Source organism: uncultured Lactobacillus sp., assembly GCF_944327175.1.
In the GTDB taxonomy this organism is placed as follows: Bacteria; Bacillota; Bacilli; order Lactobacillales; family Lactobacillaceae; genus Lactobacillus.
The window spans coordinates 22,477-37,587 of sequence record NZ_CALVGT010000005.1 but is presented as its reverse complement, the minus strand read 5'-3'; the positions used below and the strand labels follow the sequence as shown (position 1 = coordinate 37,587).

Annotated in this window: 12 protein-coding genes; 1 reads left to right on the top strand and 11 read right to left on the bottom strand. The window is 52.7% G+C overall.

What is annotated here, in order from left to right; translation table 11 throughout:
• Positions 1 to 731 (top strand): hypothetical protein (locus Q0J41_RS01005; RefSeq protein WP_296225007.1); only part of this gene is annotated, 731 nt, incomplete at its 5' end.
• Here the strand turns inward: Q0J41_RS01005 and Q0J41_RS01000 are convergent.
• From Q0J41_RS01000 to Q0J41_RS00950, 11 genes are all read right to left on the bottom strand, one after another.
• Positions 699 to 2,294, bottom strand: a complete 1,596-nt coding sequence (locus Q0J41_RS01000) for an NERD domain-containing protein (protein WP_296225005.1) — start codon at positions 2,292 to 2,294, stop codon at positions 699 to 701. The genes Q0J41_RS01005 and Q0J41_RS01000 overlap by 33 nt on opposite strands.
• Before the next feature lie 110 nt (positions 2,295 to 2,404).
• Complete coding sequence (locus tag Q0J41_RS00995; protein ID WP_296225003.1) at positions 2,405 to 4,381, bottom strand: fructose-specific PTS transporter subunit EIIC; 1,977 nt, start codon at positions 4,379 to 4,381, stop codon at positions 2,405 to 2,407.
• A gap of 47 nt (positions 4,382 to 4,428) precedes the next feature.
• The gene (gene pfkB / locus Q0J41_RS00990; RefSeq protein WP_296225002.1) at positions 4,429 to 5,343 is read right to left on the bottom strand and encodes a 1-phosphofructokinase; all 915 of its coding nucleotides are present in this window, start codon (positions 5,341 to 5,343) and stop codon (positions 4,429 to 4,431) included.
• Positions 5,343 to 6,092, bottom strand: coding sequence for a DeoR/GlpR family DNA-binding transcription regulator (locus Q0J41_RS00985; protein WP_270448800.1), 750 nt, complete (start codon positions 6,090 to 6,092; stop codon positions 5,343 to 5,345). The genes pfkB and Q0J41_RS00985 overlap by 1 nt, the downstream gene beginning before the upstream one ends.
• 162 nt (positions 6,093 to 6,254) lie before the next feature.
• Entirely contained in the window at positions 6,255 to 7,004 is a 750-nt protein-coding gene (locus tag Q0J41_RS00980) for an amino acid racemase (RefSeq protein WP_003613284.1), read from the bottom strand.
• A 13-nt stretch (positions 7,005 to 7,017) separates the two neighbouring features.
• Positions 7,018 to 8,568 carry a UDP-N-acetylmuramoyl-L-alanyl-D-glutamate--2,6-diaminopimelate ligase gene (locus Q0J41_RS00975; protein ID WP_296224996.1) on the bottom strand — a complete coding sequence of 517 codons (1,551 nt, stop codon included), beginning with the start codon at positions 8,566 to 8,568 and terminating at the stop codon, positions 7,018 to 7,020.
• 36 nt (positions 8,569 to 8,604) lie between these two features.
• Positions 8,605 to 9,813: a HAMP domain-containing sensor histidine kinase gene (locus Q0J41_RS00970; RefSeq protein WP_296224994.1), complete on the bottom strand. Its 1,209-nt coding sequence runs from the start codon at positions 9,811 to 9,813 to the stop codon at positions 8,605 to 8,607.
• On the bottom strand, positions 9,803 to 10,489 hold the full coding sequence (locus Q0J41_RS00965; protein WP_296224992.1) for a response regulator transcription factor: 687 nt from the start codon (positions 10,487 to 10,489) through the stop codon (positions 9,803 to 9,805). Before Q0J41_RS00965 ends, Q0J41_RS00970 begins: the two co-directional genes overlap by 11 nt.
• 128 nt (positions 10,490 to 10,617) lie before the next feature.
• A complete protein-coding gene (locus Q0J41_RS00960; RefSeq protein WP_296224990.1) occupies positions 10,618 to 12,462 on the bottom strand; it encodes an ABC transporter ATP-binding protein in 1,845 nt (614 codons plus the stop codon).
• 10 nt (positions 12,463 to 12,472) lie between these two features.
• Positions 12,473 to 14,200, bottom strand: a complete 1,728-nt coding sequence (locus Q0J41_RS00955) for an ABC transporter ATP-binding protein (RefSeq protein ID WP_296224988.1) — start codon at positions 14,198 to 14,200, stop codon at positions 12,473 to 12,475.
• A 138-nt stretch (positions 14,201 to 14,338) separates the two neighbouring features.
• Positions 14,339 to 15,109: a DUF1129 domain-containing protein gene (locus Q0J41_RS00950; protein ID WP_296224986.1), complete on the bottom strand. Its 771-nt coding sequence runs from the start codon at positions 15,107 to 15,109 to the stop codon at positions 14,339 to 14,341.
• Between the last annotated feature and the right edge of the window lie 2 nt (positions 15,110 to 15,111).

Sequence of the window (15,111 nt, the reverse complement as noted above, 5' to 3'; positions counted from 1 at the left end):
TCTGGTGTACTTTTGTTGGGTTTGGTTTTGGCTGTGGCAAAAACGGGGACGGTCTTGCGATATTTGGACGTGGCTGCGGTAAAAACGGGGATGTTTTTGCGAAATTTGGACGTGGCTGCGGTAAAAGCGGGGATAGTTTTGCGGGATTTGGATGTGGCTGCGGTAAAAGCGGGGATGGTTTTGCGGGATTTGGATGTGGCTGCGGTAAAAACGGGGACAGTTTTACGGGATTTGGATGTGGCTACGGTAAAAACGGGGATGAGTTTGCGAAATTTGGACCTGGCTACGGTAAAAACGGGGATGAATTTACAGGATTTGGACGTGGCTACGGTAAAAACGGAGATGAGTTTGCGGGATTTGGCCCTGGCTGCGGTAAAAACGGGGATGAGTTTACAGGATTTGGACGTGGCTGCGGTAAAAACGGGGATGAGTTTGCGGGATTTGGATGTGGCTGCGGTAAAAACTGGGACAGTTCATCGCTTCGAGCCCCGATTTTTACTGAGCCACGGCCTTTTTCAATAATTTCAACCCCGATTTTTACTGAGCCACGGCTTTTTTCAATAATTTTAGCCCCGATTTTTACTGAACCACGGCCTTTTTCAAAAATTTTGACCCCGATTTTTACTGAGCCACGACCTTTTTCAATAATTTTAACCCCAGTTTTTACTGAACCACATGAACCTAAAAAAATAGAACACCTACTTCAAACAATCTCCAAAATTCTTTTCTAAAATTTTTTCAGCTTTCAATTGCTCGGTTAGAGATAAATGCGAATTAGCAGAAATATTAGTTGAATATTTGTGCCATTCTCTTAAGGCCAACAGTTCCTCCGGCGAAAACTTATCAAAAGTGAAAGTTATCCCAACAATTTTATTCGCTTTGCCGCTCTTGACCACTTCGTAGCTCAAATTGCCAAAAAATGGTACCAGTTGAAGTACAGCAGGCTTAATCTTATTCCTCATTACCTCATAATTCGAATAGCTATCCGGCACTGCCAGAATCTCCCGCAGCTGCTCAAAGGACACCTGGTAGCAGCCAGCTGCTGAAACTTGCAGTAGCTTGCGGAACAAAGTCTTGGCGTTGTTCAGGCTGATTCGGCGCAGCAATTGATAATTCCAGCAGGTGAAGTCCTTCGTGCAGCCGTTAAACAGGAACGAGTACTTCTTGCTAACGCTAACTGTCAATTTCTTATCTTCATACTTAGCCTTTTGAAAAAGCTTGCTCTGTTGCATGAACTCAGCCAATTCGCTTAACTGCTGATCCAGCCGCAAAAAATCACGCCCGCCATAACCAGCCCCAGTCCGCAACTCACTTCGGGTCAGCTGGAGCGTGCCGCACCCGAAACCATAAAGCCGGCCCACGATCAGCCACAACATATTCTGCTGCCTTCCGGTCAAGCCTGTGAGCGGATAATCATTTAACCGCCCATGATACGTCACGTTCTGCGCAAGCGGAATTCCAAGTCTGACCGCCTGGCTGATCTGTCTAGCTTTATCCAGATGCGCCTGCGTCAACTTAAAACGGACATTGGCTGGATAGGTCCGCCGATCAGGCAGGCGCTGGCTTTGAATCGCCTGCTCAATTGCCTGGATCTGCTGCTGATTCAGCAAGGCGAACCCGTCATTGCTCAAAAATAGGTTTAAGACCGACAGCTTAACCACCTGCGAACCAGCCCGCTGCAGATCCTCCTGGTTCTTCAGCTTGAAGTCATCATTCCCCAGCCGGTTGATCACCACCACAATCGTCTTAATAAAATTGGGACTGATCCCCATTGGCTGCAGGGCTTGCGTCAGCGCCTCCTTGTGGTAGCTAATCTGATCATAAATGCCCCGGCCCAGCCGGTTAAAGTCGAAAAGCTTCCCCGCTATTTTGCGCACCTTGACTTCAATACAATAAATGCCGGTACTGGTAATCACCAAATTATCAATTTGGTTATCGCCAACTGGCCGATTTCTATCATATTTGCAGGGCAGAATCACATTATGAAAAACTACCGCCGCGACGGACTTGACCGCCTGATCGACTAGCCACTCACCCGCCGCGCCCGCTAATAGATTTTCCGTATTCACCAACTGCTCCTGCGTCAAAGTCGCTGCCTGGGCCACCCCCAGCTGGTTATAGCTGACCAGCAAGTCGTTCAGCTCGCGCACCCCAGCCAAATTCTGATCAGAAAGCTGCCGGGTGTGGTCATAGTCCGGATTGATTAGCTGCTCAGCTGCCTGGGCCGATTGCACGACAGCGTCATTTTCAACTTCTTCACTGGCCAGGTACCAATTTGTCCACATTCGTTCCATAAGATCGCTCCTTTGCTTAGTCTCTCTACTGACTATTACACGAAAGAAGCAATTTTTACCTAAAAGAAAAAAGAACTCGGAAAAAATCCGAGTTCTTTTATTTGAGAAAATTAGTTCTTTTGGTCAATTACTTTCTTCCAGAAGCCCAACATCAAAGCAGCTACGATTGAGCCGACAGCTACGGCGCCCAGGTAGCCCAGCCAGTTGCTGGACAAAGCGATAACCCAGAAACCACCGTGAGGTGCTGGCACGCCGACGTGCCACAGACCTACCAAGGCCCCGCCGACAGCACTGCCGACGATTGATGAAACGATAACGTGCAGCGGGTCAGCACTGGCGAATGGGATAGCCCCTTCAGTGATGAAGGAGAAGCCCAGGATCCAGTTGGAAACACCGGCCCGGCGTTCATCTTCAGTAAACTTGTTCTTGAAGAAAGTAGTCGCGATCGCAGTCGCGAATGGTGCTACCATACCACCAACCATAACAGAAGCCATCAAGATAGCTGAAGTCTTGGAAGTCGGGTCGTTGGCAAAGGCACCTGAAGCGAAGACGTAAGCAGCCTTGTTGAAAGGACCACCCATGTCGATACTCATCATGCCGGCCAGGATCGTGGTCAAAAGAACCAGGTTGCCAGTACCCATGCCGTTCAGGAAGTTGGTAATAACCGCGTTCAAGGCACCGAAGACCGGGTTGATGATGTAGTACATGATCAAGGCAACCAGAAGCAGACCAAAGATTGGGTAGAGCAGCATTGGCTTCATACCTTCAACGTTCTTCGGCAGCTTAGCGAAGAGCTTCTTGAGGCCCAGGATCAGGTAACCGGCGATGAAACCGATGGCAATCCCGCCCAAAAAGCCGGCTGGTGAAGTAGCCTTGGCGTTGGCGTTAACGGCGTAAGAGCCACCCAATGAAGAGTTGGCGATTGAGGCCATGAAACCACCGACGAAACCTGGCATCAAGGCTGGCAGATCACCGATTGATTCAGCGATGTAGCCGGCCAGAACCGGAACCATGAAGGCGAAGGCCAGGTTACCAGCACTGTTCAAGAAGATGAAGGCCGGGCTCTTGGCACCACCCATGTATTGTTCAACCAGGAAGGAGATGGCCATCAAGATACCACCACCGATAACGAACGGAAGCATGTGAGAAATACCGCTCATCAGGTGCCGGTAGATAGTTGACCATACGCTGCCGTCGCTTGCAGCTGAACTTTCGCTGGCTTCACCAGCTTCGGCATGGTAAACGCTACCCTTGCCGGACAGGATGTCGTCAACCAGTTGGTCTGGCTTGTTGATCCCGTCAACAACTGGGTGCTTAACCAGTTCCTTGCCGTCAAAGCGGGCCATCTTGACCTGCTTGTCGGAAGCGATGATGACACCCTTAGCCCGCTTGATTTCGTCAGCAGTCAGTTCGTGCTTAACGCCTTCTGAACCGTTGGTTTCAATCCGGACTTCAACGCCGCGCTTTTCACCGGCCTTGATCAAGGCTTCTTCAGCCATGTAAGTGTGGGCGATCCCGTTGATGCAGGCAGTAACGCCGACGATCAATGGCTTTTCATCACTAGCTGCCTTAGCTTCCGCTTCCTTCTTAGCGGCCAGCTTGGCTTCGCGTTCAGCGTCTTCCTTATCCTTGTCAGCTTCTGCCTGGCTGAAGAGGTCGATAACTTCGTCAGCTGTCTTAGCTGCCTTCAGCTTTTCAACCAGGTCAGGGTTGATCAAAAGGCTGCTCAGCTTAGCCAGGGCTTGCAAGTGGGTGTTGTCCGCACCGGCTGGAGCAGTGATCATGAAGAAGAGGTGGACTGGCTGCTGGTCTAATGAGTCGAAGTCCACGCCCTTTTCACTCTTGGCAAAAAGCACCCGGGCCTTGTTAATGTATTCGTTTCTGGCGTGAGGCATGGCAATCCCGCCACCGATCCCGGTAGTGGATTCCTTTTCCCGGGCCCAGATGGATTCAACGAACTTTTCCTTGTTGTTGACGATGCCCGTAGCTACTTCCAAGTCGGCCATTTCATTGATGGCTTCATCCTTGGTGGTGGCCTTTAAGTCCATAATCATAGACTCTGGGCTCAAAATATCTTTAATCCGCATCTTGTTTTCCTCAGTTACTAAAAATACTCTGTTACTGCTTATTTCCTTTATTCAACGACGTCGATCTTGATTTGCGGCAATACGGCGTCGATTTGGCTCTTGACCGCGATGTCTTCGGTGAAAGCTGTTGCCCCGCCGCAGGCACTGCCGACCCGGAGGCCTTCAGCAGCGTCGTGCTTTTCAAACCAGGTGCCGACAAAACCGGCAATCATGGAGTCTCCGGCGCCAACTGAGTTAACTGCCGTACCCTTAGCCGCGTTAGCGTGGTAGACGTGGTCAGCAGTTACCAGGTAAGCACCTTCGCCAGCCATGGAGATCATGACGTTTTGGGCACCCATCTTCTGCAGCTTCTTGGCTGCTTCCAGCATGTCGGCAGTTGATGAGAAGCTGGTGTCAAAGAGGTCAGCCAGTTCGTGGTGGTTTGGCTTGATAACCAATGGATTGAACTTCAAAGTCCGCAGCAGAGCTTCGCCAGTCGTGTCAACGACGAATTCCGCGCCCTTTTCCCGAATCAAAGGCAAAAGGCTTTCGTAGAAGTCAGTTGGCAGGCTTGGAGCCAGGCTACCACTCAAAACAACGACGTCGCCTGCTTCCAGGTCGTCCAGGCGGGACTTGAAGGCTGCGACTTCCTGGTCGGTAATGTCCGGGCCAGCCGCGTTGATTTCAGTTTCCACCTGGGCGTGAATCTTAACGTTCACCCGGGTGTCGTCGCTGATTCTTACGAAGTCGCTGTTGATCTTCTTGACGTTCAATTGGCGGATCAATTCTTCGCCGGTAAAGCCGCCGACAAAGCCCCAGGCAGTGTTGTCCACGCCTAATTGGTTAAGAATCTGGGAAACGTTGATCCCCTTGCCCCCAGCTAAGAACTGGGTGTCGCTTGACCGGTTGGTCTCCCCGGCCTTGACTTCTGGCAGTTGCAGAACGTAGTCCAAAGCTGGGTTGACAGTCACGGTGTAAATCATTATTCAGCCTCCTCAAGTTGAATATTTACTGGCAATTTCTCCCGGTCGCCAGCCTCCAGGCGGCTGATGATGGTCACCTGGTCGGTCTTGGCGAATTCGGCAAAAGTTACCGCGTTAAATTTGCTGCGGTCGATTAAAACGAAAGCCTGCTGGCTTTGCTGGATAGCCGTCCTTTTCACGGCAGCTTCCTCAGTGTCCGGCGTGGTTAAAAAGCCGGCCGGGCTCAAAGCATTGGCCCCGATGAAAGCCGCGTTGAAGTTCAGCTCCTGCAGGCGGGAGACAGTGGTCGCGCCAATGGCCGCGTGGGTCTGGCGCTTGACGTGGCCGCCTAAAAGGCAGCAGTCAATTCCCGCGTCAGTCAGGGCCAGGGCCGTTTCCAGCCCGTTGGTCACCACGTGCAGACCGCTGATCTCTTTTAAAAAGGGAACCATTTCATAAACGGTCGTCCCCGCGTCTAAAAAGAGATAGTCGTGCGGGTGCACCTTCCTGGCAGCCAGGCGGGCAATGGCCTGCTTGTCATCCTTGTTCAGATTGAAGCGGATCTGCTGGGCCACATCCTGGCCAAAAGTCTGCAGGCTCTGCGCTCCGCCGTGGACCCGCTTAAGCAGGCCCCGGTCTTCCATTTCACTCAGATCGCGTCTGATCGTCGACTCGGATGTCGAGGTCAAGCGGCAAAGTTCCGTTACGCGGCAAATCTGATGTTCGTCTACATAATGGGCAATCATTTGTTGCCGCTCTTCCGTCAGCATCTTCATCTCACCTCATTATCTATTGTAAAGGCTTTCCCAATCAAAAGCAATCATTTTCCGTCAAAAATGAGCAACTTTACTAAAAAATTGACTGTTTTTGACTGAAACATACTTAAAATTAGCCAGGCAAGCAAAAAAGACCAGGAAACCCTGGTCTTTTATTTAGTCATATAGATATTTCTGGCAGGCCTGGCGGGGGTCTTGCCCGTTTCTGATCGCTAGAGCCAGTTCGATCGACACGTCAGCGATGATCGACTGGGGGTCGATAACCTGGTAGGGGTGGTCCGGCGCCTGCTCCTGGGCTAAGGAAAGTTCCGTGCAGCCCAGCAGGATCACGTCGCAGCCATATTCGTCGTGCATCTTGCGGAGGATCTCATGGTAGAGCTCCTTGTCGACGATCCCCTTCTCCTTGATGTCCCGGTAGATCAACTCCGTCACCATCGGCTGGATCTCGGGGCCGCCGAATTCGACTTCCCGGCCCACCCGGTGGATCTCGTCTTCATATAGGTGGTCGTAAATTGACCCTTCAGTCGCGATCAAGCCGATCTTGGGACTGTTTGGAAACTGGTCGACATATTGGTGAACGGCAATCCGCATCATGTGCAAGAAGGGAATGTCGGTCAAAGCCGCCAGGTCGTCATAAAAGTAGTGGGCCGTGTTGCAGGGCATGACCATGAAATCCGGCCCCAGCTTGGCCTGGCCTAAAACATCTTCTTTAAGCGCATTGAAAAAATTCGGCTGGCTGTGGTCCTTGATGTAGGCCGTCCGGTCTGGCACCTGGGCATCATTGACCAGGATGTAGTTCAAGTAGTCCTGGTCCTTGCTGATCTTGACCCGGTGGTTGATCAAGCGGACATAGCTTTCGGTCGCGATGGTCCCCATCCCGCCAATAATGCTAAAGAAATGCTTCACTAAATATCAATCCTTACTTTTCTAATTCCTGGATCACCTGCCGGGCGATAACAATGTCGCCGGCATATGGGGTGTCTACCCCGCGGATCTTCTGGAAGGCGTCAGCCCCCTTGCCGCAGAGCAGGACCACGTCGTCCGGGCCAGCTTCAGAAATGGCTTCCTTGATAGCCTTCTCCCGGTCCAGTTCGATAACCGTTTCACACTTGGAGTGGTCGATCCCGGCATCGATTTCCTCGCAGATGTCCTGGGCATTTTCAAAGCCAGGGTCGTCCGTGGTCAGGTAGGCCTTGTTAGCTTCTGCCGTCAAGCTTTCGCTGAAGCCAGGCCGGCGGGAAATCCCCTTGTCCCCAGGCGCGCCGACCACGACGATAACCCGGGGGTTGGTGAATTCACGGCGCATGAACCGCATCAAAGCCATCATGGAGGCCTTGTTGTGGGCATAGTCCACCACAATCAAACCGTGCTTTTGGGTTGTGACAGTTTCCATCCGGCCTGGGATGGTCACGTGCCGGATCCCCTTGACGCAGTCTTCATAGCTCATCCCGGCCAGGCCAGCCCCGATGATGGCGCCAGTAGCGTTGGTTTCGTTGAAGTCGCCGATCATCTGCAAAGTGTATTCACCAGAGATTGGCAGCTTGTGAGCCTTGCTTGAAGCCGTAGTCAAGATGAACTTGGTTTCAGCCAGGTCAGTTTCCACGGATTTGTAGCGGAAGTCGATCGGCTTCTTCAGATCTGGGTTTTCAAAGCCGTCCCGGGCAAACAGGTAGATGCTGTCCGGATTGGTCGTGGTCGTCGCTGCCGCGTAAACATCAGCGAAACGGTCGGTTTCCGCGTTGATGATGCACTTGCGGGAGTTGACCAAAAGCTGCAGCTTGCAGTGGAGGTAGTCCTCAAAGTTCGGGTGCTCGTTGACCCCGATGTGGTCCGGGCTGATATTCAGGAAGAAGCCCAGGTCGTAGGTCAGGCCAAAGACCCGGCTCTTCTTGTAGGCTTGGGATGACACTTCCATAACCATGTGGGTCATGCCGTTGTCAACTGCCCGCCGCATGTCTCTGAACAAGTCCAGTGATTCCGGCGTGGTCAGGCTGGACTTGAAGGTGTCTTCCGGAGCCGGCCCGAGGATGTTGTTGACTGAGGACAAAAGAGCAGTCCGGCCGCCGTTGAGCTGGTCCAGCATCCCCTTTAAGAAGTAGGCGGAAGTGGTCTTGCCCTTGGTCCCGGTAAAGCCAACCAGGAAGAGGTCGTCTTGCGGAAAGCGGTAGAAGGCAGCTGACAAAAGAGCCATCGCCTTGGATACGTTGCGGACGATCAAGGCGTGCATCCCCGTGCCTTCCGGGTATGGCTGCTCAGCCACGTAGGCAATTGCCCCGTTTTCCTTGGCCATGGTCAGGTAGGTTGGCCGGAAGCCTGCCCCCTTGCAGAAGAAGAGGCTGTTGTTCTGGACATCGCGTGAGTCATAAGAAACAGCCTCCATTCTGGTCTGGACAGTGTCCTGGACGGCACTAGACTTGAGCAGGTGGTGTTCTTTTAAGATTAAAATACAGGTGTTTAATGAGATGCTCATTTTTACTCCTCACTGTCAATTAAGATTCAGTTCAAATTATACCACAGGTCTAAGAGCAAAGTTGTTCGCCTGAGGATCCCGGGGCAAGAGAATAATGAAACTGGTCCAATCCTTGTTTGATTCACAGCGGATCGTCCCCCCGTGCAGCTCGACGACCCCCTGGACGATGGACAGGCCTAAGCCCGTGCCCCCGGTCTTGGTATTGCGCGAGCTTTCCACCCGGTAGAAGCGGTCAAAAATCTTCTTCAATTTGTCCTTGGGAATCGGTTCCCCGTTATTCTCCACCCGCAGCTCAACCTGCTCGTGGTTGATCAGGTTGGCCACCAGGTTGATCCGGCTGGCTCCAGCCGCGTACTTCAAGGCATTGGAGATCAAATTATTGTAGACCCGGACCAGCTTTTCCACGTCGGCGTTGACAATCAAGTCGTCCGGCCGGGCCTTGACGTTAAAGGCAATGCCCTTCTTCTCCGCTTCCAGTTCAAAGCCGGCCGCCACCTGCTCCATCATGCCCTTGATGTTGATCGGGGTCACGTTCAGCTTGGTCTTGGTCGACTTCAAGGTCGTGTACTCAAAGAGGTCGTTGGCCAGGGACTTCATCTGCTCAGCCTTGTCATAGGCGATGTTGATGTACTTGAGCATGTCCTCCTGGCTGGTCACGGCCCCGTTCTTAAGCAGGCCCAGATAACCGATAATGCTGGTCAAAGGGGTCCGGATGTCGTGGGAAACATTGGTAATCAGTTCGTCTTTAGACTGCTCGATCGCCTTTTCTTCATTGATCGCCCCCACGGTTGAGTCGACCAGGGAGTTGATGGAATCGATCACTTTCTGCATGTCGGTGTTGACGCTGAAGGAAATCCGGTGGTCAAAGTGGCCGTTAGCAATATAGTGCAATTCGGAAATGATGTGCCGCAGCTGCATCTGGTGGTAGCGGCGGATTAAGCGCCAGTACAAGACGATAACGTCAGCGATCCCCATCAAAATGATCCCGATTCTTTCCCAGGACCAGATATGGTAGCCCGGTCCGATCGTCATGGTCTTTTTCAAAAAATAAATGCCGTTGACCAGACTCTTGTCCTGCAGGACCGCCAAATGGTAGAGGATGATGACGGACATGTTCAAGAGCAGCATGATGATGACCGTCACCACGCCTTCGGCAAAAAGCTCGCTCTTCTCAGCCGCGGTCAGCTTGACCCGGGGCCGCTTGCCCTGGACGACTTGTTTTTCTTTGTCTTGCTTAGGCTTCAACCTTGTAACCTACACCCCATACAGTCTTGATGACTTCTTCACCGTCGGTGGCCTTCTGGATCTTGTCCCGCAAGTGGGAAACGTGAACCATGACCGTCTTGGCGCTGACAATGGACTCTTGCTGCCAAACCCGCTCGAAGATCTCATCAGCTGAGAAGACCCGGTTTGGGTGGCTGGACAAAAGGTAGAGAATGCCGAATTCCAGGGCCGTGAGCTGGATTTCCTTGCCTTCGACCGTCTTGACCTCATGGGAGTCCTTGTTGATGATCAAGGGACCGACTTCCAAAACGTCAGGTTCTTCTTCCTTGACCTGCTTCTGGCTGCGACGCAAAAGGGACCGGACCCGGGCCATGACTTCCAGAGGGTTGAATGGCTTGGACACATAGTCGTCGGCCCCGGTGATCAAGCCTTGAATCTTGTCCATGTCGCCGGTCTTGGCGCTGACGATGATGATCGGAATATCGGAATCCTTGCGAACTTCCTTGACCACATCGATACCTGACATGTTCGGCATCATCACGTCCAGAATCATCAAGGCGATATCCGGCGTGGTTGAGAGCTTGGTCAGGGCTTCCTTGCCATTGTAGGCGGCAACCGGCTCATAGCCTTCATTCTTCAAATAAATGCTTAAGAGTTCCACGATTTCGTGATCATCGTCGACAACGAGAATTTTCATTTGCAAAACCTCTTCTATTCCAAACTTATCTATCCTATATTGTAACCTTTATTTTAACCAATATACCAAAAAGAGCGTACTTTGACGTACGCTCTGACTTGGATTTTAGCAAAACATAAGATTCGCCCTTATTGTATTTCTTTTTTACCAGTGTAGAGCTCGTAGTAGTAGCCCTGCTTGGCCAAAAGCTGGTCGTGGTTGCCGGCTTCCAGAACCCGGCCGTGGTCCAGGACCATGATCAAGTCGGAGTTGACGATGGTGGACAGACGGTGGGCGATAACAAAGCTGGTCCGGCCAGCCAAAAGGTTGTCCATCCCGACTTGCACCAGGCGCTCAGTCCGGGTGTCGATAGAACTGGTGGCTTCGTCCAGGATCATGACCGGCTTGTCAGCGATCATGGCCCGGGCGATGGAGAGCAGCTGCAGCTGCCCCTGGGAGAGATCGCTGCCGCCCCCGTCGATCACCGTTTCATAGCCATCATCCAGGTCATGGATGAACTCGTCAGCCCGGGCCAGGCGGGCTGCCTGGTAGACGTCGTCATCTGAGGCGTCAGGCCGGCCGAAGCGGATGTTTTCCATGATGTTGCCGGTAAACATGTGCGTTTCCTGCAAGACGATGGAGACTGACTTGCGGAGGTCATCCTTCTTGATGTCCTTGATGTCGATCCCGTCGTAAGTGATCGTGCCGGAATTGATTTCGTAGAAGCGGTTGATCATGCTGGAGATGGTAGTCTTCCCGGCCCCGGTTTCCCCGACCAGAGCCACCTTCATCCCCGGCTTGGCTTCAAGGGAGATGTCGTGCAGGATCTGCTTGCCCGGCACATAGCCGAAGTTGACGTGGTCAAAAACGATATGGCCCTTGACTGGCACGTACTTAAAGCCGTTTTCGGTCGGCACCTTCCACTGCCAAGCATTCTTGACACCCGGCTTTTCTTCGATAGTTACCTGGCCGTCGTCGACTTCAACTTTTTCATCCAGGACCTGGAAAATCCGCCGGGCCCCGGCAATAGCCAGAACGATGGCGTTCAGCTGCTGGGAAATCTGGGCGATCGGCATGATGAAGGCCTTGGATAGTTGCATGAAGGAAGCCAGGGCCCCCAAGGTCAGCGGAATGTTGCCGGCTAAGATTGCCGCCCCGCCGAGCAAGGCGATCAAAACGTAGAGCAGGTTACCGATATTGCCCATGATTGGGAACAAGATGGTGGCATAAGTGTTGGCCTTACCTGAGGCAATCCGCAGCTGGTCATTGTAGCGGTCAAAGTCGGCCTTGGCTTCCGGTTCATGGGAGAAGACCTTGATGACCTTCAAGCCGTTAAGCATTTCTTCGTTGTAGCCGTTGACCGTCCCCACAGTCTTCTGCTGCTGGTCAAAGTAGTAGCTGGACTTGCCGGTCAAGTAGCGGACGACGCCTAAGGACAGGAGAACCACTACCAGGGAAACCAGGGTCAATTGCCAGCTGAGGTAGAACATCCCCGCCAAAACGAAGACTACTGAAAAGACAGAGTTAGCGAACATCGGCAGGGCCTGGGAAATCATCTGCATCAAGGTGTCAATGTCGTTAGTGTAGCGGGACATGATGTCGCCGTATTCGTTCTGGTCAAAAAAGGCGATCGGCAGCCGCTGCATGTGGGTAAACATTTCATTTCTGATTTGCTTTTGCACCTGCTGGGACAAGACCATCATCAGCAGGGTGAAAAGGTAGTTGGCGACCAGACCGATGGCGTAGATGCCGGCCATGAGCAAAACAGCGTGAGCCAAGGGGCCAAAGTCCGGGCTCTTTTGCTTAAGCATGGGCGTGATGTAGCGGTCGATAACCTGTTCAATGAACAAGGAGCCGACAACGGAAGCCGCCGCGCTGATGATCACGGAGACCAGGGAAACGATCAAAGCCGCCGGGCTAACCCGGTAGACGTATTTCAGCAGGCGGGTCAAGGTCTGCATTTGTGATGGTTGCTGAGCTTGTTTTTTAGTCATCGATTATCACCTACTTGCTGTTTTCTTCCTGGAACTTGGCGATGGATGAGTACAAGTCGTTGTGCTTGATCAATTCATCGTGGGTTCCGACATCTTCGATCTTCCCGTGATTCATGACCACGATCCGGTCGGCATCCTTGATGGAGACGATCCGCTGGGAAATGATGATCTTGGTCGTTTCCGGCAGGTCCCGCTTCAAAGCTTCCCGGATTTCCCGTTCAGTCTTGGTGTCGACGGCACTGGTGGAGTCGTCCAGGATCAGGATCTTCGGCTTCTTCAACAGGGCCCTGGCGATCGTGATCCGCTGCTTTTGCCCCCCGGAAACATTGTTGCCGCCTTGTTCGACCATGGTGTCATAGCCGTCCGGCATTTCCCGGATAAAGCCGTCAGCATGGGCAATCTTGGCTGCCCGGACGATTTCCTCGTCGCTGGCCTTTTCATTGCCCCATTTGAGGTTGTCCTTGATAGTGCCGGAGAAAAGGACATTCTTTTGCAAAACGACCGCCACGTTGTCGCGCAGGGTCTTAAGGTCGTAAGAGCGCACGTTGTGACCGCCGACTCTGACTGCCCCGCCGGTCACGTCGTAAAGGCGGGGAATCATGGAAATCAAGGTTGACTTGGAGGACCCGGTTTCCCCGATAATCCCCAAAGTTTCCCCGGACTTGATCTGGAGGTCAATATCCTTTAAGGCATAGTGGGCATCTTCCTTGTCGTACTTGAAGTCAACGTGGTCAAAAACGATTTCCCCGTTGGTCACGCTGGTCAAAGGTGACTTGGCCGGGTTGACGATGGTCGGCTTAGCCGTCAAGACGTCAGCTACCCGGCGGCCGCTTGACTGGGCCATCATCAGCTGGGTGAAGATCATGGACAGGATCATTAAGGACATCAAGATAGACATGGTGTAAGAGAACATGGAGACCAGCTGACCGGTAGCCAGTTGATGGCCCACGATCAGTTTTGCCCCGAACCAGGACAGGGCCAGCATAACAGCATCGATCATTAGGGTCATGACCGGGCCGTTGAAGGCCATGATGAACATGGCCCGGCTGAAGAGCTTGTAGATCTTGCTAGTGGAATTTTCAAAGTTCTCGATCTGCTCTTCTTCGTGGACGTAAGTCTTGACTTCCCGAACCCCGCGGATGTTTTCCCGGACCTTCCGGTTCAGTTCGTCATAGGCCCGGAAGATTCTCGGGAAGTATGGCCGGGCATTCTTGATGATCAAGATCATGGCCAGAGCCAAAACCGGAACAGCCACGAGGAAGACCAGGGTCAGTCTCCAGCTGATCGAAACAGCCATGACCAGGGAAATGATCATCATAAACGGGGCCCGGACGGCCATTCTGATGCTCATCTGGTAGGCCTGCTGGATGTTGTTGGTGTCGGTCGTCAGCCGGGTCACCAGACTGGCACTGGAGAACTTGTCAATGTTTTCAAATGAGAAGTCCTGCATGTGATAGAACATGTCCTGGCGGAGGTTGGCGGTAAAGCCGGCTGCCGCGTGGGCTGAGAAGTAGCTGGCACTGGCCCCCAGGACCAAGGAGACCAGGGTCAGCAGGATGGTGAACAGACCCATCTTGCGCACGTAGTCCATGTCCCCCTTGTTAATCCCGTTGTCAATCAAGAGCCCCATAATATATGGGATATACATTTCAATGAAGACCTCGACGACCACGCACAAAGGAGACAAGAGCGTCTCTTTTTTGTACTGGCGGACGGACTTCAATAAAGTCTTAAGCATTAATGACCTCCCTCTTTTACTGCTCATCGCTTTTTATAAAAAATCGTCAAACAAAAACAAATAGATGCTCAGCATCTATTTGTTCTATATTTATCAGCTTATTTTACACCCATTAGGATTAAAAAGCACGCTATTGATTTACTTTTTCTTCATGGTCAGCTTGTCCGGGCTGAGAGAGGTCCCTTCAATCCCGTAGTGGCGGCGAACCAGCCAGCGGATCCCGTAAGCGGCTGCGGCCACCAGGATGTCAGCCCAGCCTGGCAGAACCGGGTTGATGACGGACAAGGCTGGCATTGAGAGGACAAAGACGATCAGCATGATGATCAAAAGTGACCCCAGAAGGCCCCAGATCATCTTGCCCCAGGCCGGCTTGCCGGTCTTCGGGTCAGGCTGCATCCAGGTGTTGGATTTGGTGAAGTACCAGCCCATGGCCAGACCCATCACGATCAAGGTCAAGATCCCGGAACCGGAGGAAGTGGACTTGCTGTTGTCCGTGAACAATTGCAGGATCCCAAACAGAACCGTCAGCATGGCCGTGTAGAAGAGGGCCCCGTCCAGGGCTACCAGATTATCCGGCACCTTTTCCGGCTTAACGACCGGGTGCAGGATCTGGCTGGCCTTCAGCTTAGGCGCGGCGCCAAACAAAGCGTTGGCTGGCTGCCCCTTGATCTGGGCGGCGTAGATTTCCGGCAAAAGGCCGGCGATCTGGGCGTCAGCGTCGCCTTCGCTCATGCCCCCGGCAACCAGTTCCTTCTTCAAGCGGTAAATGTAGTCCTTGTTCTTGTTGGACAATTTCCCCCGGAGTTCTTCCGGGTTCTCCTGCTTGAGGCTTTCCGTCTTGGCTTCTGCCTGCCCCTGCTTTTGCAGCTTGGCTTGAGAAGCGTTCTTAACTTGCTTTTCTTCGCTCACTT

What these genes read in the sequence shown, in the direction of transcription:
- Q0J41_RS00985 (WP_270448800.1), bottom strand. Translation starts at nt 6,092, where the DNA reads ATGCTGACGGAAGAGCGGCAACAAATGATTGCCCATTATGTAGACGAA.
- Q0J41_RS00960 (WP_296224990.1), bottom strand. Translation starts at nt 12,462, where the DNA reads ATGACTAAAAAACAAGCTCAGCAACCATCACAAATGCAGACCTTGACC.
- Q0J41_RS00965 (WP_296224992.1), bottom strand. Translation starts at nt 10,489, where the DNA reads ATGAAAATTCTCGTTGTCGACGATGATCACGAAATCGTGGAACTCTTA.
- pfkB (WP_296225002.1), bottom strand. Translation starts at nt 5,343, where the DNA reads ATGATTTACACCGTGACTGTCAACCCAGCTTTGGACTACGTTCTGCAA.
- Q0J41_RS01000 (WP_296225005.1), bottom strand. Translation starts at nt 2,294, where the DNA reads ATGGAACGAATGTGGACAAATTGGTACCTGGCCAGTGAAGAAGTTGAA.
- Q0J41_RS00995 (WP_296225003.1), bottom strand. Translation starts at nt 4,381, where the DNA reads ATGCGGATTAAAGATATTTTGAGCCCAGAGTCTATGATTATGGACTTA.
- Q0J41_RS00975 (WP_296224996.1), bottom strand. Translation starts at nt 8,568, where the DNA reads ATGAGCATCTCATTAAACACCTGTATTTTAATCTTAAAAGAACACCAC.
- Q0J41_RS00955 (WP_296224988.1), bottom strand. Translation starts at nt 14,200, where the DNA reads ATGCTTAAGACTTTATTGAAGTCCGTCCGCCAGTACAAAAAAGAGACG.